The sequence below is a fragment of the Bacillus luti genome (genome assembly GCF_001884105.1).
GTDB lineage: Bacteria > Bacillota > Bacilli > Bacillales > Bacillaceae_G > Bacillus_A > Bacillus_A luti.
The window spans coordinates 337,156-358,812 of record NZ_MACI01000078.1 but is presented as its reverse complement, the minus strand read 5'-3'; the positions used below and the strand labels follow the sequence as shown (position 1 = coordinate 358,812).

The 21,657-nt window shown below is 34.2% G+C and carries 26 protein-coding genes; 6 read left to right on the top strand and 20 right to left on the bottom strand.

Annotation, left to right across the window (positions count from 1 at the left end; translation table 11 throughout):
• Positions 1-46: 46 nt before the first annotated feature.
• The 5 genes from BAQ48_RS20340 to spoIIP form a co-directional block, all read right to left on the bottom strand.
• Complete coding sequence (locus BAQ48_RS20340) at positions 47-1,522, bottom strand: amidase family protein (protein ID WP_071712586.1); 1,476 nt, start codon at positions 1,520-1,522, stop codon at positions 47-49.
• Positions 1,523-1,708: 186 nt separating this feature from the next.
• Positions 1,709-2,155 carry an NUDIX hydrolase gene (locus tag BAQ48_RS20330; protein ID WP_071712583.1) on the bottom strand — a complete coding sequence of 149 codons (447 nt, stop codon included), beginning with the start codon at positions 2,153-2,155 and terminating at the stop codon, positions 1,709-1,711.
• Between the two features lie 23 nt (positions 2,156-2,178).
• Complete coding sequence (locus BAQ48_RS20325) at positions 2,179-2,919, bottom strand: M15 family metallopeptidase (RefSeq protein ID WP_071712582.1); 741 nt, start codon at positions 2,917-2,919, stop codon at positions 2,179-2,181.
• Positions 2,920-2,930: 11 nt separating this feature from the next.
• Entirely contained in the window at positions 2,931-3,428 is a 498-nt protein-coding gene (locus BAQ48_RS20320; protein ID WP_000617592.1) for a GNAT family N-acetyltransferase, read from the bottom strand.
• Positions 3,429-3,651: 223 nt separating this feature from the next.
• Complete coding sequence (spoIIP, locus tag BAQ48_RS20315) at positions 3,652-4,806, bottom strand: stage II sporulation protein SpoIIP (RefSeq protein ID WP_071712581.1); 1,155 nt, start codon at positions 4,804-4,806, stop codon at positions 3,652-3,654.
• An 89-nt stretch (positions 4,807-4,895) separates the two neighbouring features.
• Here spoIIP and BAQ48_RS20310 point away from each other — a divergent pair, with 89 nt between their 5' ends.
• The gene (locus tag BAQ48_RS20310; RefSeq protein WP_071712580.1) at positions 4,896-5,192 is read left to right on the top strand and encodes a hypothetical protein; all 297 of its coding nucleotides are present in this window, start codon (positions 4,896-4,898) and stop codon (positions 5,190-5,192) included.
• Between the two features lie 4 nt (positions 5,193-5,196).
• On the top strand, positions 5,197-5,502 hold the full coding sequence (locus tag BAQ48_RS20305) for a permease (protein ID WP_071712577.1): 306 nt from the start codon (positions 5,197-5,199) through the stop codon (positions 5,500-5,502).
• Here BAQ48_RS20305 and BAQ48_RS20300 read toward each other — a convergent pair.
• The 4 genes from BAQ48_RS20300 to cbpA all read right to left on the bottom strand — a co-directional run bounded on the left by BAQ48_RS20300 (position 5,475) and on the right by cbpA (position 8,849).
• Complete coding sequence (locus BAQ48_RS20300) at positions 5,475-6,002, bottom strand: DUF1572 domain-containing protein (protein ID WP_071712576.1); 528 nt, start codon at positions 6,000-6,002, stop codon at positions 5,475-5,477. The genes BAQ48_RS20305 and BAQ48_RS20300 overlap by 28 nt on opposite strands.
• A 17-nt stretch (positions 6,003-6,019) precedes the next feature.
• On the bottom strand, positions 6,020-6,349 hold the full coding sequence (gene csaA, locus BAQ48_RS20295; RefSeq protein WP_071712575.1) for a chaperone CsaA: 330 nt from the start codon (positions 6,347-6,349) through the stop codon (positions 6,020-6,022).
• A 66-nt stretch (positions 6,350-6,415) separates the two neighbouring features.
• On the bottom strand, positions 6,416-7,753 hold the full coding sequence (brnQ4, locus tag BAQ48_RS20290; protein ID WP_404801655.1) for a branched-chain amino acid transport system II carrier protein BrnQ4: 1,338 nt from the start codon (positions 7,751-7,753) through the stop codon (positions 6,416-6,418).
• A 448-nt stretch (positions 7,754-8,201) separates the two neighbouring features.
• Complete coding sequence (gene cbpA, locus BAQ48_RS20285; RefSeq protein WP_001220508.1) at positions 8,202-8,849, bottom strand: cyclic di-AMP binding protein CbpA; 648 nt, start codon at positions 8,847-8,849, stop codon at positions 8,202-8,204.
• A 256-nt stretch (positions 8,850-9,105) separates the two neighbouring features.
• On the opposite strand from cbpA, the gene BAQ48_RS20280 reads away from it, so the two are divergent.
• The 3 genes from BAQ48_RS20280 (at position 9,106) to BAQ48_RS20270 (ending at position 11,975) form a co-directional block, all read left to right on the top strand.
• Entirely contained in the window at positions 9,106-9,975 is an 870-nt protein-coding gene (locus tag BAQ48_RS20280) for a hypothetical protein (RefSeq protein ID WP_071712574.1), read from the top strand.
• A 208-nt stretch (positions 9,976-10,183) separates the two neighbouring features.
• Positions 10,184-11,491 carry a hemolysin family protein gene (locus BAQ48_RS20275; protein WP_071712573.1) on the top strand — a complete coding sequence of 436 codons (1,308 nt, stop codon included), beginning with the start codon at positions 10,184-10,186 and terminating at the stop codon, positions 11,489-11,491.
• A 1-nt stretch (position 11,492) separates the two neighbouring features.
• Entirely contained in the window at positions 11,493-11,975 is a 483-nt protein-coding gene (locus BAQ48_RS20270; RefSeq protein ID WP_071712572.1) for a DUF456 domain-containing protein, read from the top strand.
• 24 nt (positions 11,976-11,999) lie between these two features.
• Here BAQ48_RS20270 and BAQ48_RS20265 read toward each other — a convergent pair whose 3' ends face one another.
• The 4 genes from BAQ48_RS20265 to cls form a co-directional block, all read right to left on the bottom strand.
• Positions 12,000-12,620 (bottom strand): NAD(P)-dependent oxidoreductase, encoded by a 621-nt coding sequence (locus BAQ48_RS20265; protein WP_071712571.1) that lies wholly within the window; start codon positions 12,618-12,620, stop codon positions 12,000-12,002.
• 102 nt (positions 12,621-12,722) lie between these two features.
• A complete protein-coding gene (locus tag BAQ48_RS20260; RefSeq protein WP_001045957.1) occupies positions 12,723-12,902 on the bottom strand; it encodes a hypothetical protein in 180 nt (59 codons plus the stop codon).
• Between the two features lie 145 nt (positions 12,903-13,047).
• Positions 13,048-13,506, bottom strand: a complete 459-nt coding sequence (locus BAQ48_RS20255; RefSeq protein WP_071712570.1) for a spore coat protein — start codon at positions 13,504-13,506, stop codon at positions 13,048-13,050.
• Positions 13,507-13,537: 31 nt separating this feature from the next.
• Positions 13,538-14,722: a cardiolipin synthase gene (gene cls, locus BAQ48_RS20250; RefSeq protein ID WP_071712569.1), complete on the bottom strand. Its 1,185-nt coding sequence runs from the start codon at positions 14,720-14,722 to the stop codon at positions 13,538-13,540.
• 160 nt (positions 14,723-14,882) lie between these two features.
• Here cls and BAQ48_RS20245 point away from each other — a divergent pair, with 160 nt between their 5' ends.
• Positions 14,883-14,969, top strand: coding sequence for a YjcZ family sporulation protein (locus BAQ48_RS20245; RefSeq protein ID WP_000505094.1), 87 nt, complete (start codon positions 14,883-14,885; stop codon positions 14,967-14,969).
• Between the two features lie 125 nt (positions 14,970-15,094).
• On the opposite strand, the gene BAQ48_RS20240 is transcribed toward BAQ48_RS20245, so the two are convergent.
• From BAQ48_RS20240 to BAQ48_RS20210, 7 genes are all read right to left on the bottom strand, one after another.
• The gene (locus BAQ48_RS20240) at positions 15,095-15,601 is read right to left on the bottom strand and encodes an acyl-CoA thioesterase (protein ID WP_000148200.1); all 507 of its coding nucleotides are present in this window, start codon (positions 15,599-15,601) and stop codon (positions 15,095-15,097) included.
• Positions 15,602-15,709: 108 nt separating this feature from the next.
• Positions 15,710-16,579, bottom strand: coding sequence for a TIGR03943 family putative permease subunit (locus tag BAQ48_RS20235; protein ID WP_071712568.1), 870 nt, complete (start codon positions 16,577-16,579; stop codon positions 15,710-15,712).
• A gap of 3 nt (positions 16,580-16,582) precedes the next feature.
• Positions 16,583-17,479 carry a permease gene (locus BAQ48_RS20230; protein ID WP_000418729.1) on the bottom strand — a complete coding sequence of 299 codons (897 nt, stop codon included), beginning with the start codon at positions 17,477-17,479 and terminating at the stop codon, positions 16,583-16,585.
• 198 nt (positions 17,480-17,677) lie between these two features.
• On the bottom strand, positions 17,678-18,619 hold the full coding sequence (locus BAQ48_RS20225) for a magnesium transporter CorA family protein (RefSeq protein WP_071712567.1): 942 nt from the start codon (positions 18,617-18,619) through the stop codon (positions 17,678-17,680).
• Positions 18,620-18,803: 184 nt separating this feature from the next.
• A complete protein-coding gene (locus BAQ48_RS20220; protein ID WP_071712566.1) occupies positions 18,804-20,183 on the bottom strand; it encodes a putative polysaccharide biosynthesis protein in 1,380 nt (459 codons plus the stop codon).
• 102 nt (positions 20,184-20,285) lie between these two features.
• Positions 20,286-20,888 carry an undecaprenyl phosphate transporter UptA gene (gene uptA / locus BAQ48_RS20215; RefSeq protein WP_000881208.1) on the bottom strand — a complete coding sequence of 201 codons (603 nt, stop codon included), beginning with the start codon at positions 20,886-20,888 and terminating at the stop codon, positions 20,286-20,288.
• A 105-nt stretch (positions 20,889-20,993) separates the two neighbouring features.
• Positions 20,994-21,611, bottom strand: coding sequence for an NUDIX hydrolase N-terminal domain-containing protein (locus BAQ48_RS20210; protein WP_000153593.1), 618 nt, complete (start codon positions 21,609-21,611; stop codon positions 20,994-20,996).
• Between the last annotated feature and the right edge of the window lie 46 nt (positions 21,612-21,657).

Genomic DNA, 21,657 nt, shown 5'->3' with positions numbered 1-21,657 from the left:
ATAAAGTAAAAAGGACAGGAATTCCTGTCCTTTTTATATATTCTATTTATGACAAATCCGGAATTTTTCTATGTTTTGTCGCTTGTTCAAAAGCATATGCTAGTTTAATCAAAGTTTCTTCACGAAAAGCAGTACTTGCGAGCGTAATCCCAAACGGTCTCCTGCTCTCCATATATCCCGCAGGTATTGCTATAGACGGATAACCTGCTTTCGCACATATAGTAGAACCTATATAAGAAGGGAATAGAATCGCATCAAGATTATATTTTTCCAGTGCAAAATCAATACCTTGTTCTTGTGAAAAATATATATCTTCTAATCTTGCGTTGATATATTCAGGATTTCTTAACGTATTTGGAAAATCTTTTCTTCCTTCTAACTTAGTTTGCCCATATTTCAAAGCTCTTTCTGCTATGTTCTCGTTAAACTCCATTAACTCCGAAATAGAGTGCACTGGAATAGTAGAAGGTAATTTAGAAAGATAGTTATCTAGACTATGCTTTAGTTCATAAAGCGGTACTCCCCAGCTCCATTTTCTATGGAAAGACGGAATATCAATATTTTCTACTACTGTCGCTCCCTCACTACGCAATACTTCAATTGTTTCCTTAAACAATTTTTCATCATACTCACCAGATTCATAATACTCTTTTGGTGCGTTGTTATATACACCAATCTTTGCTCCATTTAAACCGTTAACATCAAGATACTTTGTATAATCATGTTCTATTATTCCCTCGCTTTTATGAGTAGCTACATCTTTCTCATCTACCCCAGTTAAACCCCCTAGTAAAATAGCAGCATCTGTTACTGTTCTCGCAAATGGACCCGCTGTATCTTGCGAATATGTGAACGGAATAATACCTCTACGACTAATTAAACCGACAGTCGGTTTAATACCGACTACTGAGTTTTGAACAGCTGGACTTAAAATAGAAGCATCCGTTTCCGTTCCAACAGATACTACTGTAAAGTTAGCAGCAACTGCTATCGCAGATCCTGTACTAGAGCCGCCAACAAACATATCATCCTCACCTGTACCGTAAGGGTTTATTGTTTGTCCACCTCTTGCACTATATCCAGCCCACATTTCAAATGACATTGCATTCGCTAATTCTGTCATATTTGTTTTCCCTATTATCACTGCTCCTGCTTCTCGCAGTTTCGTAACGAGAAATGCATCTTCACTACTTATATTTTGTTCTAGAGCAATCGTACCTGCACTTGTATGCATAGAGTCATTCGTTTCAATATTGTCCTTAAGTAAAACCGGTATACCGTGTAATGGACCTCTTATACCTTTTATCTTCCTTTCATAATCTAACGCTTCTGCAATAAAGATAGCATCTGGATTGATTTCTAAAATAGAATTGATTTTTGGTCCGTCTTGATCATACTTTGCGATTCTATGGAGGTAATACATAACTAACTCTTTTGAAGTTAATTGTCCAGCTTCCATCGCTGCCTGTATATCATGAATTGTTAATTCTTTTTGCAACCGTGTATTGAACTGAATCTCCATCGTCATTCTCCTTCTATACAGCCTTTTATTGATAACATGTATCTATTACTTTTTCATTTTCTCCGCTCCTCGCATATACAACTACAAGCCCTTTAAAAGAATTCAACTTCCCAATATAAAAACCTTTTATTTCCTGAAAAATAAAAAGAGTCTGAAACGAATAAACTTCCGCTTCAGACTCTTTTATTACTGTGCGTATACTTCATCTAACAAATGTAAAAACTCACCTTGTTTCCCGGCTAATTCCGGGCATTTGGCAATATCAATCCATTCGTAGCAATATACTAAACCTTCATCTTCCTCGCCGGCACTTACAATATGTTCCCAAGTATCTTTTACATCTGTAAGTAACGTTATATGGAAAAAGTGGCGCTTTTGATATTCCTGTTTTTCCTTCACATGAATAATATAATCTGCTAGAAAACGCTCTATACATAAATGACGTAATCCAGTTTCTTCTTGTACTTCACGAAAAATCGCTGCTTCTAACGTTTCTCCTTCATCAACGGTTCCACCTGGTACTTGGACACCAGCTTTAGGTATATCACGATGCTTAAAAACAAGTAGTTGCATACTCCCCTCTTTTTCTCTTGTCACATATGCATGTACCTTTTTCTTATATAACATCGTCATTATATTTCTCTCCCCTCAATTATTCACTCTGTTACTTCTTCAAGTGTCAATTGATTTTCATATAAATATGTAGCTTGTGGGTTCCCCACATACCTTACATGCCATGGTTCATACCGATAGCCAGTCATTGATTCTTTTTCTTTTGTATATCGAATCACAAAACCAAATTTATGAGCATTTTCAGAAAGCCACTGACCTTCTTTCGTTTCTCCAAAAATGGTTTCTAACTGAAACTTAGCAGATTGTGATGTGATATCCATAGCTAGTCCTGTTTGATGTTCACTCGTTCCAGGAACTGCACTCGACATTGCTGTTTTGGCTTCTCCATCTTGTTTTTTATACATTGTATTTAACGCTTTTTGTCGATCAAAAGATCTAAATCCAGAGACTGCAAATAAGAAAACACGCTCCTTATCTGCTTGCTGAAACATTTCCTCAAGCGCACTGGCTGCCTCTTTCCTCATTTTTTTCTTTTCTTGATCACCTTCACTTGAGTAGCGCACTTTCGGAATAACTAAATCTGGCGGTCTATACCCATCTGGTAAACGCCTACTTTTATTCACAAGCACAAGCATTGAATTCGGATTACTAATTACCGCAATATCCCCATCCATATTCGCAATCGTTTCTTTCGCTTTCGGAAATATATTATTTACATTTACCTCGCGCGCCTGCTTATCCTTATACATTTTATAATTGATTCCCGCTACTCCAACAATGAGTATCGCCGCTACGATACCAAGTAGTATCCATCTTTTTTTCATATAACGACCTCTTATTTTAATAATTTGGCCATTTCATACTCATCGATGTTCTCTCCATCGATAATAAGAGCAGCTCTTTTGACACCTTCTTTCTTAAATCCAACTTTTTTATATAGTGCCTGAGCTCTTGTATTGTGGGCCATTACCGTTAATTCTAAACGCCATACATCATGTAATCTTGCCCACTTCTCGACCTCTTTAAACAATCTAGTCCCAATACCTCGCCCGCTATACTCTTGCAATATACCAATTACAATGGCTGCAACATGTCTCTTTCTTTGAATATTATTTCCATTCACTAAAACAAACCCTACTATTCTCTCGTCTTCAATGGCTACAAATATTGTTGCATATTCATTTTCTACAAATCGATGTATCATTTGTTCTTGTTGCTCAGCTGTAGCTGTTCTTTCTCCTGGTTCATATAGCATAAATTTCGTTTCTTCATCTAATTGCTTACTCAATTGCAAAAATGATGCTGCATCTTCTACCTTGATTTCCCTAATCACTTCAATCACCCTACCCATTTCATAATAAAAAGTTTTCCTTGTAAAAAGATTTTCTCTACTTTCCCGAAAATCCCTTTGCAAATCTCCCAGTATAATTTGACAAATTTCGATATTACTATAACAACGACAAATTATGTCTATTCTGTGACGTCTCATCAATGCAAAAAAAACGCAAGTATTACACTCACGTTTTTCAGACTTTCCCACTAATTTATGTTTCACTTTATCCATTCACTTTTTCAGCTTGCCAAAAGTATTCACCAAACGCTTTAGCAAGTGCATCAATTGATCGATTTAATTCTTCCTCTGTATTATCTACTCCTCCAACTTCTATTAAGATCGCTTGTCCTGATAAATCTTGATTATAGACTCCATTTCCTGTTTGAAAGCCTTTTTGAATGACTCCTCGGCTCACCCCTGGGTATTTTTTATTAATCGCCTCATGTAAAGCCGTTGCTAATTGCAAGTTCTTTTCATAATTTTTATTACCTTTTCCAATCACAAATGCGAGTTTAGCGTATGATTTATCTCCAATTGTTTTTGTTGTAACATTTTTCCGTGCACTATCACGATGTAAGTCAAAAAAGTATTGTAGTTCTTTATTACCAGCCATCGCTTCTTGTACAATTTCTCGTGACAATTTATAAGAACTATTACTATTTAATCCTTTACTTATTAACCTTTGACCGACATCAGTTTTATCATTTGTAGCGCCGATTCCTTCGCCTTCTAACTGTTCACGAAATCGATCACCGACTATTGAAATGTTCGTTGCAGAACTTGTCGCTTTATTCGGATTTGGATCATTTGTTAAATTAAGTAACGGTAAGTATGATTCCCAGCTATGCGAATGATATATAAATGCAACTTGTCTTTTCCCTGTTGTTTGGGCTGGTTGTTTCTTCTCTGTATTCGAATCAGACTTAGGAACTTGTCCGGTTTCTCCAGTCCGTTCTTTTACTACTTCTTCAAGAGGAACGCTCGACTCTATCGGTAAGTTAGAATAATTTGTTCCTTCACCAGCGATAACAATTTCCGTATCATACTTGCCAAACCCCGGAAGTTCTTTCCCTACAAAACTACGAACATCATCAAAACGAATATTCGTAGCCATAGAAAAGAGGAATGAAGAAATAGAAAAATCTTGATTTAAATTCCGGTATTCTTGTGTAAAATAATGATTCTCTTTCCCAAGAACGTACATGTATCCATTCATTGATAACTCATTTAACCAGTTATATAAATACGTTGACTTCGTCTCTTTCAACGAAGTTACCATCATACTAATAAGAAAAAAAGTCGCTAATACCGTAGTAATGACAAATAAAATTAACTTGCGCACGCTTGTTAATTTCACATAAAAAAAGCCTCGATTCATACTATCACCCTCTCTATTCCAAGTTATGTACAAGCTGTAGAGAATAGACCGTCTAAATTCCGGCTATATTGTTAATGAGGTGAAATGAATTGAAGCTACTAATAGGAACATTACCCATTGTATTATCATTTATTTTTTATTGGCTTGCTAAGCATCCTACAATCCGTGTTGCATTACATATTTCAGCGTACTTAGCGCTATATGTACTCGGTACAATTATTTCTATTAATATATACGATGTTTTAATACAAGATTTAGTTTTCATGACAAGTATTCATGGAATTTTACTAAATCCATTTTTTCTTATAGCAGGAGCGTATATAGGGATATACACCTTATATCTACTTTTGACTTACATTATTGCAAATATAAAAAATGGAGCGTAATGAAATGCAACCACCGTTCATCTGTCATATATGCCAAAAAAGAATTACGCGAAAGAAAGATCTTATTACTGCCACATGGTACTTCCACTTGTATTTATTTCACATTGATTGCTTTAAACGACAGCAAGTGTTCATCTCAAGGTTCATCCCTGTAAATACACTTTTTAATTTCTTTCTTATTATATTTGGACTTATTTTTGGCAGTATTCTTATGATTACAGAACCATCTATTATTTGGCTTATTTTCTTATTTCCAATTTCATATCGATTTCTTTCCTATTATTATGTTGAACGTTTTTTCTCTACATAACATGCAGACTGTCCTCTAGGAATACTTAAACATTCCCACTCATTTTCTTTTAACATTTTACCGATGTAAATCATTTGTCCAATATGTAAAGCATAATGTGAAATTTGTCTTTCAATTGCTTGTATGACAGTATGTGCTTCACCGCGAATATATACGGTTTGCAATAAATGTTCCGGCGTTAGCACATTCATGGTATTAAAGACATATTCCCAGCCTTCATTCCATACCGCGAGAATCTCTTCCTTAGAATGATAACCGCCTTCAAATTCAGCATCTCGATTACGACCTGTTTTTTCACCATCAGACGTTAAAAAATCCGTCCATCTCGAACTCATATTACCATGCAGATGCTTTATAATAACTGCTATGCTATTTGTTTCTTCATGAGAAGACCATTCAATCTGTTCATATGATAATTGAGAAAGCACCCGTTCTCCTTGCTTCTTTGTTGCTTTAAAATTCGAAATGGCACATTGTAAATATTCTCGTCCAATATCCATATTCCCCCGCCTTTACACTAACTAATTTTTGTACCATTTGGCAGTTCCATATTAGGCTGAAGTAATACAACATCACCCGCTTCAGGTACGCCTCCTAAAACAAGCACTTCTGATTTAAATCCAGCTACCCGTTTTGGTGGAAAATTTACAACGGCAACGATTTGCTGACCGATTAAATCGTCCGGACTGTATCTCTTCGTAATTTGAGCGCTTGATTGCTTTATCCCAATTTCCCCAAAATCAATTTTTAGTTTGAGCGCTGGAACTCTCGCTTCTTTGAATTCCTCTGCATGTATCACAGTTCCAATTCGTAAATCTAAATTTAAAAAATCTTCAAAATTAGCCATTTTACCATTCCTCCCAATTATTACTTAGACAAAATCTATAAATCCCCTTTAAAAAAAGAAAGGCGCCTAAGCACCTTTCTTTTGTAATTCACTTGATTCATTTGATTTATAGAAGAAGAAACCGATAATCCCGCCAATACACGCTGGGACTAACCACCCTATTCCTTCTTTATATAAAGGTAACATTTGGAGTACATTTGAAATTGCGTCAATTTTGATATTCGCACTTTCTAAACCATTAAATAAGCTAATGGACAAGGCACCAAGTATTGCTCCAATATAAATTGTATTACGCTTTCCTATCCACTTATGGAAATACGAAAGAACGATTAATACAATTGCAACTGGATAAATGATCATTAACACTGGTAAAGTGACTGTAATTAATTGTGTTAATCCTAAATTCGATACAATTAAACTAAATCCACATACTAACGTTACAATCGTTTTATGCGAAAATCTCGGGAATAAATTTGAAAAGAACCCCGCACAAGCAGATGTTAATCCAACAGAAGTTGTTAAACAAGCGAGTATGATAACAAGTCCTAATAAAATTTTACCACTTGTTCCATATAACTCATTTACAACATTCGTTAAAATAAGTCCACCATTCTCTGATACCCCAAGTGATGTACTTGTTGAACCAAGATAAGCAAGTGATAAATAGATTAACGTTAAACCAAGTACTGCAATAATACCTGATACTACTGTTATTTTTGCAACTTGACTACTCTCTTTTATCCCTTTAGAGCGGATAACTTGTACAACGACAATTCCAAATACAAGCGCACTAATTGCATCCATCGTTAAATATCCTTGAATAAACCCACCAAAGAAAGCATTTTCTTTGTAAGCAGCTAACGGCGCAGCTGGTTCTCCAATCGGATCAATAATTGCCTTTCCGACAATAACAGCAACAATTAATACTAATAATGGTGTAAGGAACTTTCCAAACCAATCCACTAATTTAGATGGATTTAATGATAAATACCACGTTATTCCGAAGAAAATTATAGTGAAAAGAAATAGCATGTACCATTCTGAAACCATTGCATCTGATAGAAATGGCTTCATACCCATTTCAAACGAAACAGCTCCAGTACGCGGAATCGCGAAAAATGGTCCAATTGCTAAATAACTAACCAATGGGAAAATAAACGCAAATATAGGGTGAACTCTAGAAGATAGCGCTTTCAAGTCCCCCTCTACAAACGCGACAGCTGTAACAGCTAATAGGGGTAATCCGACTCCCGTTACAAGGAATCCAATTGTAGCAATCCAAACATTCTCTCCAGCTTGTTGCCCTAAAACTGGCGGGAAAATCAAGTTCCCTGCTCCTAAAAATAATGCAAATAGCATTAAACCAATTGCTACCGTATCACCTGGCCTTAAACGTCCCTTCATACTTTTCATTTGCATAGCACTTTTCCATTGTTTATCTCTATCTTTACAATATGCTATGCATCCTCCTCTCTGCTCAAGATGATAAAAATGCCCCTTACAAAGCAGTGTCTTTCTCCATAATTTCTCCATTCCCCTTATTTATTACTCTAATTATTAATATAATTATTGATTTTTGATTTTTTTGAATATTCAAGTCATTAGAGTGGTATTACGTGGAGTTTAGTTGTCAGACCTCTTTGTTTTTATCACACATATAGTAACATATTTAGTTGAAAAATAAAAACATATTTTCAAATTGATTTTTTTGAAAATCACAATTATCTACTTTTTCATTCTTCTACACAAACTTTATTCGGTCATTACACCATTTACATAAAGTTATTTTAAAATACTTTTTTTGCAAATGAAATAACAAAAGCCATCCAACATATGAGATGGCTTTTGCGAATTACTCTATCGTTTCAACTTCACGTGGATTATTCATCTCTTCTACATACACAACTCTAAATCCGTGGTCTTCTAAATCTTTCAATAACAGTTCTAGTTCACCATCGTTAAACTCTTCTCCTAATGTAAACATAATTCTACGAACTAATAATGCATCATTATCAAAAGTCATTAAACTTTGGATGCCAGTATATTTTTTTAACACTGTCGATAACTTTTGGATCGCTCCATTATAATCTTGCGTTCCAATCATAACAGAGTATTTACTAGAATGAACGCCCCATGCATCCTCTAGTAACTCAAAAACTTTCTTATGGGTTAAAATTCCTAGGAACACCCCTTTTTCGTCAATTACTGATAAATAAGGTAGTTTTTTAATTGTAAAAAAGACTTTAAAGAAAGAAGAATCTTCTCTCACATATCCATCTTTATCGTTCAATAATTGTAATACACTTTCTTCTAATGATCCTTTATATTCTAAAATATCTACTTTATATATGTTCCCTAAATATTTTTCTTTTTTTTCATCTAAAACTGGTACACAACGATAGCCAGTTTTGTTCAAATGCTCCAGTGCTTCCCCTATCGTAATTGAACTTGAGCAAAATAAAACTTCCCTTTTCGGCACATAATTCCCTTTAATCCTCATAAATAGCCTCCTTATGTTAAAATACTTTCTGTGCCATAACTATATTATATTTTCAGAAAAAAATAAATAATTTATTTTATTTTTCTGAAAATTATTCTTTTTCTTGTCATAATTTATTCATGAATCCTTCACTTGCATATTTTTCACTATCAATCTTCTCTCTCAATAACTCAATGAAAAATATATTGTAACTTCATTCAAAAAACGCTAAAATAAGAATAAGAATTTTCTGAATATTCTAAGAGTAGGTGGTTATATGTCATTGTTACGCTCACATATATACAAATTTTTATTTGGAGTTATTGTTATTTTTGCCATAAGTCCTATTCCAGCTCTTTTTATTACACACAATTACTCTTATCAAAATGGCTTTATTAGCATTTTTCAAAACTTCGCTCATCTTTCTTCTATATCAATTCCAAAAATTGATTGGATGCATGAATCTATCTTTGTCTCAGCAAATCAAATGATACATACTTCGAATCATCCAACACCGTTATTCCCTTACGTATGGGAAATATATTTTTTATCAATTGTTCGTTTTACCTTTACTCTTGCGATCGGATTCTTCATAAGTTTAGGTATCGGCCATTTATTTTTTAAAGCACCTAACTCGTTTAAAAAATTTACTACCATATTAAAATGGATTCCTTACTCTTTTTGTACTGTAATATTACAATGCTCAGTCTTATTACTGCTTCTATACGTCGCACAATTTATAAACCTTCCTTACTACTCATCTTTTATCATCGTATGTAGTACTTCCATGATTATCGTTATGCAAGCAATAAAAAAATGGATTCCTTTCTTAAATAACACAAATGAATATGAAATAAAACACTCTTCTTTTCTTGTAGATACATTATTTTTAGCTCTTACTTCAAATCATAAATCTATTTTAAGTTCCATTATTATTTCATTCGTTTTTATGGAATGCGTTTTCCATGCAAACGGATTATTACAATTTATCGTTCAATTTGGCGGAAATGCACCCATCATTGTTACAATCGGTCTATTACTACTCTATATCCCATATAGCATACTTTCTTTCCTTCAAACACTTTGGACAACAAACTACTTCAAACAACAATCATACGCCTTAACGAGAAGTATTTCAAAACCGTAATTAGAAATGACCCTCTATAATCTCCAAGTAGAGGGTTATTCCTTCTGTATAGCGGACAAAATAACAACAAATTCAAAAACTATTACAGAAACATACCAATATTTACCCTTTTTCTTTGACTATTCTTTTCATTTAGATTTATTATAAAAGTATAACATAATTGCAGGAGGTGACATCTTTATTCCACACTTTGGAATGGAGAACACACTTGGACATATTAAATATCTTTCTCATCTTTGTACTTATTCTTATTTCTGGCTTTTTCGTTGCATCAGAATTTGCTGTTGTAAAAGTACGAAAAAGTCGAATTGATCAGCTTGCAAATGAAGGAAATAAGCAGGCATTGGCTGCAAGGAGCGTTGTATCTAATTTAGACGTCTATTTATCTGCTTGTCAGCTCGGTATTACAATTACATCTTTAGGTCTTGGTTGGCTTGGTGAACCGACTGTGGAGCACATACTGCGACCACTATTCGAAAAAATTAATATTACTGGAACAATGGCGAATACTTTATCCTTTATTATCGCTTTTAGTGTAATTACATTTTTCCATGTTGTATTAGGAGAATTAGTTCCAAAATCTTTTGCTATTCAAAAAGCAGAAACCATTGCTTTAAAATTTGCTAAACCACTCATTTGGTTTGATAAAATTATGTATCCTTTCATATGGTTATTAAATAGTACAGCTATATTTTTCACAAAGCTATTTGGTTTAGAACCTGCTAAAGAAAATGAACTTGCCCATTCTGAAGAAGAGTTACGACTTATTTTAGGTGAAAGTTTTAAAAGCGGCGAAATAAACCAAACCGAGTATAAATATGTAAATAATATTTTTGAATTTGATGACCGCGTTGCAAAAGAAATCATGGTCCCTCGTACTGAAATGATTTGCTTATCTACTGAAAATACGTTAGAAGAAAACATGGATATCGTCGCAACCGAAAAATACACACGTTATCCTATCATTGAAAAAGATAAAGATGATATTATCGGGATGATTAATACGAAAGAAGTATTCCATGATCAAACGAAAGGGATTTATAAACCACTTGAGTCGTATATACATCCCGTACTCACTGTATTTGAAACTGTTCCAATTCGTAAAACGTTAGTCCATCTTCAAAAGAATCGTGTTCAGATGGCAATCGTTATGGATGAATATGGTGGTACTGCTGGACTTTTAACAATGGAAGATATTCTTGAAGAAATCATTGGGGAAATTCAAGATGAATTTGATGCGGATGAATCGCCTATGATTGAAAAGCGTACCCCTAAGCTTACTGTTTTAGATGGAAAAGTACTTATTTCTGAAGTAAATGATATATTCGGTCTACATATTGATGATAGCGACTTGGATACAATCGGAGGCTGGCTCCTCTCTCAAGCAGTTGATGTAAATATTGAAGCTGGATATTCCATTGAGTATGATGGGTTTCAATTTAAAGCATTAGAACTTGATGGACATCAAATTAAAAAAATAGCTGTACATAAATTGGATATTAAAAAGGAGTTATAAAGTGACTGCATTATTAACAATCTGTATCATTGCCTGTTTCATTGTTTCATTTCTCGCCTTTATTTATCCCATTATTCCAGGTATTCTAGCTGTATGGGCTGGATATTTGATTTACCATTTTGGTATAAATGGCGGAGAACTAACGATTTCTTTTTGGATTGTTCAAGCGATTTTCACACTATTTATTTTCGTTGCTGATTTTATTGCAAATGGATATTTCCTAAAAAAATACGGCAGTTCAAAATGGGGCGAACGTGTTGGTATGGTTTCGATCATTGTCGGATCATTCTTCTTCCCGCCATTCGGTTTAATTATAATACCATTTTTATCGGTTTTTATAACTGAGCTAATGCATAAAAAGGCGCCAAAAGACGCCTTTCTAGTAGGAGTTGCTACTGTCGTTGGATTTTTAAGCAGTACTGTAGCCAAAGCCATTCTACAAATCATTATGATTATCATCTTCGTATGTTATATCATTTTCTAACCATCCCACTTTTGGGATGGTTTTTTAATAGGAAATACCTACTCGACTATTTTCGTATATGTTTTTATGACACAAATCCCATGTGAAATGTGCTGTATCACCAACTGTAATTTTCGAGCCACCTTCTGGTAAGATATCTTTTTCAGTTCGATATACGCCTGTCACCTCACCATCTATTAAATGTGTCGGACAAACGACAGTCCAGCATACATTACTATTACTAAGTTCTTTATACGCAGCTAAGTGATCTTCTGCTGCCGTTGTCGTTTTCCTTTTTGATTCCGCTGATTGAAAACGATATATACTTAGATTTATTCTTGCCTGTAAAATACCAGCTGTTCCTATAGTAATGATTTTCTTTACACCTTCTTCTTCCATTTGCTTTATAATTTGCGGCATACTCTTCGCTAAAGTCCCATTTTGATCTGTTCCAAGTGCACTAATTACTATATCGCTTCCTTTTATCACTTTCTTTATATCCTGTTCGTTCCATACATTACCTTCTATAACTCGTAACCTTTCATGCTGTATTTCTATTCTATTTAAATCACGCGCTAATGCAGTCACTTCAGCTGAGTCCTTTAATGCTAATTTTATTACGTTTGAACCTACTCGCCCTGTTGCTCCCAATATACATACTTTCATTTGTTTTCCCCCTCTTTCCATTCTTTCTCTATTTTTCAATAATCTCAATCAATTTACAACAAAAAAGCTTCCTCATTTATAAGAGGAAGCTCTATTATTACTTTATTTCTTTTCTTTAGAATCCGTAGACTTCTCAGTGCCACTTGTTTCTTTATCCTTTTTATCCTCTTGTTGTGTTGTTGTATCATCTTCTTTCTTCTTGTCCTCATCTTTACTACAACCTACCATTAATAAAGAACTTGCAAGTGCCATAGCAGTTAATGATTTAACCCATTTGTTCATTTGCGTTTCCTCCTTTTGATAGAATATGTACAATCCCATATTACTCTCTATTTTTAAAGGAGAGATTGACAAATAGTAAATATACGGTAAATATTTGTAAATTTTCTAATAACAAAAAAACTAAGGCCCCTGTCACCTTAGTTTTTTATGCAAATTTCTCATTTTCATATGCATGGTTAATTTTATATTCCTTCTTCATAACATATTGCCACACACTATAAGCATAGCGATTCATTTTCAAGAAACAATTTTCCAAAAACGAGCGAAATTCTGGATTTGCAACTTCAACTGCTACTTGAGCCACCTTTAATGCTAATCGTTTTAAATGCGAGATATAACAAATTGCAATACGAATATCCCCGGTATATTTATCGTCTATTCCCTTTTCTATTTCGGGTAAATGAAACGACATTGGTTCACAAGTTATTCGCTGTACATTTTCTCCTTCTTGAAAGTTCACTTGTTCATTATATGCTTGTAACATATACGGTAAATGGTGTTGTAATAAATCCTTTAACTCTTCATCACGAACCCTTCCAGTATACTCTCCTACCTTGTAGATTAGCATATAACTATATCTCATTAATTCTTTCATACAGTCCATTTAAACTCCTCCCTTACCTTTTATTCATATGCTATAAATATGATGCGATTACATTCGCTATTCTTGCTAGAAACCAATCCCAGCTACTTATTTTTTCAAAATCTTCTTCAGAAAATCGTTTTGATTTATGAAAGTCTTCCTTTAATCGACTCCATACGTCATCAACAACTGTTTTGTCATATATGATACAGTTAGATTCATAATTTAAATAAAAACTTCTATTATCAAAATTCGCTGTCCCAATATCCACAATTTCTCCATCAATGATTGTTACTTTCCCGTGAAAAAAGCCATTCCGATATTGATAAATCTCCGCTCCAGCATGTAACATATCTTTCAAATACGGATAGGCAGCTTGTTTTAACAATACGGCATCACTTTTAAATGGGACGAGAATTTTCACGTTGACACCGCGGTTTAATGCATCTTTTAACTCTTTCATCATTTCTTTACTTGGTACAAAATATGGTGTAGCAATAATTAAAGACTTTTTAGCTTGCTTTAAAAGCGCTCCATATTCTTCCCATAATCCTTTTCCATCTGAAAATAAATATTGATATTTTACATTCCCTATCACAGGTAAACTTTCATGTAGAGGCATTTTTTCTCCCGTATCTTCTTTCCAGTCAACAGCAAATTTCCTTTCCATATCCGTGGCACCATTCCCTTTGACTCGTACATGATAATCACGCCACGGACCAAATTTCGGATCTTGTCCAAGGTACTCCTTTCCAATGTTAAAGCCGCCGACATATGATACTTTTCCATCTATCGTAACAATGCGTCTATGGTTCCGTTGATGCAATGAATAGAAAATATTTTTCAGTTTAGGCTTTTTACTAAACGTAAACTGGACACCATTTCTTTTTAGTTGACGGAGTATCTTTTTCTTCAGCTTATATCCACCTATTCGATCAACTGACAATTTTACTTCTACTCCACTCGATGCCTTTTTTTCAAGCAACCGCAAAAACTCTTGGCTTATTTCATCTTTACCTACAATATAAAAATGGATATATATGTACTTTTCTGCATTACGTATATCCTCAAATAATTTCGTATATAACTCTTCACCGTTCGTATATAGTTGAAATTCCCCTAATCGAACTTGTCCTAATTCATATTCACTAGCCATTTTTTTCCCCATTTCCACATCGATGTTCATCCAAATGAATACACCTATTAAACAAAGGAGTATAGCGAAAAAGTGTTTCATGGATATTTTCCTTTCTCCACTTACTGTTATTTCTATATCTTCCCTTTTTTAATACATTATCATGCAAGAAAATATGCCATTACATGATATATGTCCATATCAAACGATAGCTCATTTGCATATTGTATGTTGTATCTTAAAATAAAAGGAGGAAATAACAATGGGCTTCGCACATGGTAATGGATTCGCGCTATTAGTCGTATTATTTATCCTCTTAATCATCGTCGGTGCTGCTTGCTTCTGCTAAGTAGTCACTGTCATATGATATGTGGATGAAAAAACTATAAAAGAGGACACCTATTTAAGGTGTCCTCTTTTCCATATTAAAACTATTTCAGTCTTGATGGTTATTTTGATGACTACATATTCAACTCAAAAAGTTAGTAATGTAGCTACTTTCTTACTTTCTGCCTTACGTATATGACGTTGTTCTGCACGTAACACAGCGATACGATGTAGTTCTTTCTCTTCTTCTGTTTCAGGAATGACACGCGGAACTGGAACTGGATTATTTTCCTTGCTAAGAGCAACAAAAGTAACGAATGAAGTTGCTGCTATACGTTTCTCACCTGAAATTAAGTCTTCAGCTACTACCTTCACAAATACTTCCATTGAAGTTCTTCCCGTCCAAATTACAAAGGATTCATAACTTACACAATCTGAAGAACGAACCGGATGTAAGAAATCTACCCAATCCATAGAAGCTGTGACACATTCTTTTCTTGCATGCCTCGTTGCTGAAATGGAAGCAACCATATCCATCTCCGCTAATATCTTTCCACCAAATAGCGTATTATGATCATTTAAATCTGTTGGAAATACTCGGCTCGTTTTAAACACTCTAGATTCATTTGCTGTTTTCCCCTTAACTCCTGTCACTGTTTTCACCCCTTTAATTATTTATCCATAAATACTGCATCATGTGAACTACATGTTTAATATTAGCAATCTTTAGAACGTTTAGTCCATAAAAAAGAACCGATGTTATCAATCGGCTCCTCTAAATACATATTGTTCTTTCGGCTGTTCAACTTTATTCCATTTCGTTACTTCTAAAACAGGAATGTTCGCATGGAATGGTTGATAAAATTCAGTTGATATTTCTCCTTCAACTTGAATCCAATCATCATTGTTCCATTCTACCCCTTCTGGTTTTTTCACTAACATACCATATACACCAGAATCCGCTACACAATGTATGATACCGAAACGGAATAAGAAGTATTGTTCTTTTTTAGATGAATCATCTCTGAAAACAAATCCTTTATAGGATAGTTTTTTCCCAGTAAACTCGCCAGGATAATTATAAATCGTCTCCATACCTTTTAAGAAATCTTCATCTTTTAAAGCAATATTATCTTTCGTAACAAACTCTTTCTTCCCTTTCTCCATTACACCACGATAGCCTTCTTTTCCGTAATAAATACTCGTATCAGGTCTTAAAAATTGCCTTGTCATAAATGGATCTTTACTTTCTGCCTGTGCTACTGGAAAATGAAAGCCCTTCGCTTTAACAATATCCGAATCTAATGTCGCAATCGGGAAAAATAATCCTGAAACAATCGGGAAACAGAACAAAGTGTAAGAAAATGTTCGTTTCCACCATGTATTTTCATCTTTTGAATGATCATGCCCACAATGGCTATGATCACATCCACAATTGTGCTGTTCTTTCTCCTTTTGATGCTCTTTCTGGAAAACGATAATAATTTGTATAATCGTTAAGAATCCTAAAATAATAGCCGCTGTTTTTGATAAATAAGCATATTTCATATTGATATACTTCGTAATATTACCTGAAATATGAAGCTGCGCAATTAAAATTGTAAAACCTAATAATATATATGCTCGAAACATAATCTACCACCCCATCGCATATATGAGTAGTGAGCTCGCATAAACCACAAGTGTAACTGTAACCGTAACGACAATTACAAATTTCGTTTTAAATGTCGCAAGCATCATAAACATATTTTTAATATCCACCATCGGTCCATATACGAGGAACGCGACAAGTGATGCTGTTGAAAATGTACTTTGGAATGACGATGCAATAAATGCATCCGCTTCTGAACAAAGTGATAAAATAAAAGCAAGTCCCATCATAACAGCTGATGAAGAAAACGGCCCTTGTCCTATAGCAAGAAGTGTTGAGGTTTGTACGAACGTTTGAACTGCAGCAGCAATTAACGCTCCTAACACTAAATATTTTCCCATTGAGAAAAATTCCTCAACAGCGTGTGTACATACGTCCCACATTTTTTTACGTAATGGACGCTTATGATTCACTTCTGGGAAGTGATCATCTCTTAATTGATGCTCCTTAAACATAAATGATAATATAATTCCAACGATAATTGCTACGATAATCGCTACAATAGAACGATACCATACCATGTGCATACTACTTCCAAAGGCAACATATGTTGCAAATAATACAACTGGATTAATAATTGGTCCAGTTAACATAAATGCAATCCCCGCGTATGGTGGAACGCCTTTTCCAATTAATCGTCTTACAATCGGAACAATTCCACATTCACAGCCTGGGAACATCATGCCTAAAAAAGTAGCTAACAAAACAGACAGAAATCGGTTCTTCGGCATCCATCTTGCTACCATATCTTCTGTCACAAACATTTGAATGAATCCTGAAATAAATACACCAATTAGCACAAACGGAAGTGCTTCGATCAATATTGAGATAAAGATTGTATTCATTTGCAGGAATGCTTTCGGTAATTGAAACAATTCCATGATGTATTTCCTCCAACTTTTCATTAACAATATGTAATTTTAACCCCATTTTATTATTTGAACAAGACTTATAAGGAATTCATACCCTTTCTAGACATTACATTTCACACCTTATATCCTTTGTCAAAATTGGGATTTTATAATAAAAAAGCTGCTCTAACGTAGTTTTATAACTATGCTAGAGCAGCTTTCTTATTGTTAAAAGTAACGTTTCTTCCAAAACACAAATGCTAATGTGAAAGATAGTGTTACACATATGATGAGTACAATTACAAAGCCATGCGCTTCCCCTTCAAACGGAACCTTTACGTTCATTCCAAAGAAACTAGAAACCATCGTTGGTAAAGATAAAATGATTGTAATAGATGTTAACAGTTTCATAACACTATTTAAATTATTTGATATGACGGAGCTAAAAGTGTTCATCATTCCACTTAAAATGTGACTATATATTTCCGCCATTTCAATAGCCTGCTTATTTTCAATCAATACATCTTCTAATAAATCTTGATCGTCTTCGTACATTTTTAAAAATGTACTATTACGCATTAATTTTTGAATTACAATTTTATTAGCCTTTAATGACGTTGTAAAGTATACTAAACTTTTTTCAAGGCCTAACAATGTGAAAATCTCTTTATTTTTCATCGATTTATTTAATTGATGCTCTAAATCGATTGTTTTTCGATTAATTTGCTTTAAGTATCTTAAATAATAAGTAGAAATTGTATATAAGAGCTGAAGTGCAAAGCGTGTCTTTTTAAACGTATAAAATTCTTTAATACGTTGGTTAATAAAACGTTCAAAAATTGGGTTTTCTTCTAAGCAAATTGTAACAAAACAATCTGGCATGACAATCATACCTATTGGAATCGTGTCATAAATCGAATTTCCTTCTTCATCATGTCTAACTGTCGGAATATCCACGATAATTAAAGTATTACTGTCTTCCCTTTCAATACGAGAGCGTTCTTCATCATCTAAAGGGTCTTTAATGAAATCTAAGTCTACATTTAAAGTTTGTACTAGATATTGAATTTCTTCTTCCGTTGGATGAAGTACATTAATCCAGCAACCCTTTTGCATTTCCTCAATCTCTTGTAGTTTTCCGTTTCGGTCTGTTAAATACATATTTAACATACTATCACCCCGATTCTTTTTACATGTGGGAATCTACCTCACTTAAACAACAGTTTTTGAACCGCCATGTTCAGCATATGAAACATACGTTTAAATTTCAATAGAAAAATTATTTTGAAAACGTTTTTATTAGAAAAAATTTATAAACATAGAAAAAGACAGAGTGTTCTCTGCCTTAAAAAGCTTATGTTGCCTTTATAACATATTTAGAAAGCATCCACAAGTTAAAGCCAACTGAAATCGTATAGCCAGCGTATGTTGAAATGATAAAACTTACATAATCAAAATGTGGCAGCAGCACAATATTTAAAACTATTTTTACAATAAGTCCAATACCTAATCCTAGCACTGTTTTCTGTTGTTGATTGATTCCTTGTAACATAGCAGCCGTTACGGTGAAGAGAGAAAATAGTATACAAGCAGGAGCATAGTACTGTAGGATAATCCTTCCCATCTCCGGATCATTTCCTGCACCAAATAAAAGAGTATATACCGGCTTTGCTAACACCATCATCCCAATTGCCGCCGGTACCGTAATCCCTACTACTAATACATTCGTCCGCGTGAAATGTTTGTACAACAACTTCGTATTTCCCGCTGTATAAGCTTTCGTCATCTCTGGTACGAGAGACATACTAAAAGCTGTCGCAACAGAAACTGGAATGAGCACAACCATTTGAACTAAGCCGATGATCGCATTAATCTTTTCTGCTTCTCCTTGCATATATCCGATTTGTATGAGTAGTTTATTAATTGTAAATGTATCAATCGTCTGATACAACGGAATCGCTAAACCAACTACAACAAACGGTATTGAATATGTAAAGAGCTCCTTATATAACGAGAAAAAAGATTTCGTTGTTTGCGGTATACTTGCCATCTCTTTTTTCTTTAAATGCCTTCTTCTTTTCATATAATACGCACTTAATACACTTAATCCACCTATAGCCCCCATAAATGCACCAAACGTAGAAATACCAACTGCTAATGAAACAGAGGCTTTTAACACATATAAAACAACAAAGCTTCCTATCAAAATGGTTAAGACTCGAAAAAATTGCTCTACAACTACACTGAGCGCAGAAGGTCCCATCGATTGAAACCCTTGAAAGAATCCCCTTAATAAGCTCATTACTGGTACAAGTATTAATGCAAAACTTACAATTTGAATGTTATGAGTTACAGCCGTTACACTATTCCCTGTTTGATCATTTCCATCAATCACCAGTTCAGCTAAATGTGGTGCTAACAAATACAGTGTAAAACATGAGAGAACTCCCATTAAAAGCATAAATACGATACCACTTTTCAGCACTCTTTTAACCGTATGATAGTCATTCAGTTGATCGTATTTTGATACCATCTTTGAAACAGCGAGTGGTAATCCCATCGTTGCAATACTGAGCATAAGCGTATATGGACGGTATGCATATGTGTATAAAACGTACCCACTCGTACCGACCATAGCTGTAAATGGTATTACATATATAAATCCTAACATTTTAGATATCATCGTTGCCATCGTTAAAAATATCGTTCCACGTATAAACGGTGACCCTTTCATCACATTCCTCCGCTACGCTTTATTATTACACATTATGGACAACTCCCTTTCTTTAGAACCGAACCGAAACAAATAAAAAAAGCCAATGAAAAATCATTGACTTTAACGCGCTGCTTTTTTCTTTTTAAAATACTTTAAACCGAAGTATAGAGCAACAAAGAGAACCGCTCCTATAATTATGTAATGTGTGTAATCAGATGCATACTCTTTAATGTGTCGCCAATTTCCACCTAGCTTTTCACCTAAGTATATAAATAGTATTGACCATGGAATAATCGCAACTACTGTATACAGTGTAAATAGTTTTAATGGCATCTTAGCTAATCCTGCTGGAATAGAGATGGCATGACGTACGACTGGGATAAAGCGTGCAGAAAAGATTACTCCTGCTCCGTAACGCTTAAACCAATTTTCTGCTATGTCTAAATGATGTTTATTAATAAGTAGATATTTTCCATATTTCTCTACAACTGGACGTCCGCCATAGTATCCAAGCCAATATAAAAAGATTTGAGCTAAAGTACCACCGATTGTTCCAGCAATAACTGCACCGACAAAGCTAATTTTACCATCCGCGACTAAAAAGCCAGCATACGAAAGTACAATTTCACTCGGGATAATTTCAATCATTAAAGCTAGCGCTACTCCAAAGTAACCTAAGCTTGCAAAAAATTGCAATAACTGATCTATTATGCTTGCTAACATTTTATTTTCTATCTCCTTTTTTCTTCACATACCATCCCATTATTACATAAAGGTTGCATTCTGCCAATATCTTCATTCCAACAATATTATCGGGAATAAGTATTATTAATCTATTAATGTTTCTTTCCGAGGCTCTTTCATGTAGGCAAACATTTCTTTAATTTGCTCTTCTGTATTTCTAGCAATCGATAAATTAGGCAATTCATTCTCACCAAAAAACTCCACAGCTTCTGTTTCAATACTAGTTTTCTTTTCGCCACCAATAATCTTACAGCCAATAAAAATTTTATATACATGTGTTGCTGAAGGCGATGGTAGATGTTTTTCTTTATCAAATATAGCAAATAGCTTAAAATCATCTACTTCATAACCTGTCTCCTCTAAAACTTCTTTCGCAGCTACTTCTGTCGGCGTATAACCGACATCAGCCCATCCACCTGGTAATGCCCATTTTCCATCACTTTTTTCTTTCACAAATAATAGTTTTTCATTTTGAAAAATAACCGCTCTTATATCAACTTTAGGTGTTTGATAGCCTGTCTCACTTGCAAATAATTTCTCAACAACTTCCCAATCTGTTTTTGTGTAATGTGACATCATAGAAGTTGAAATATCTCTTAATTGTTGGAAACGCTCTATATCATACACATCCTTAGAATACGTTAACCCAGCCTGTGCTATAGATTGTATTTGCTTTACCCAATCAATCCATTTAATCGTCATCTCTACACAACCCCATTCTTTATCAAATAAATACTATTTCCCTTTT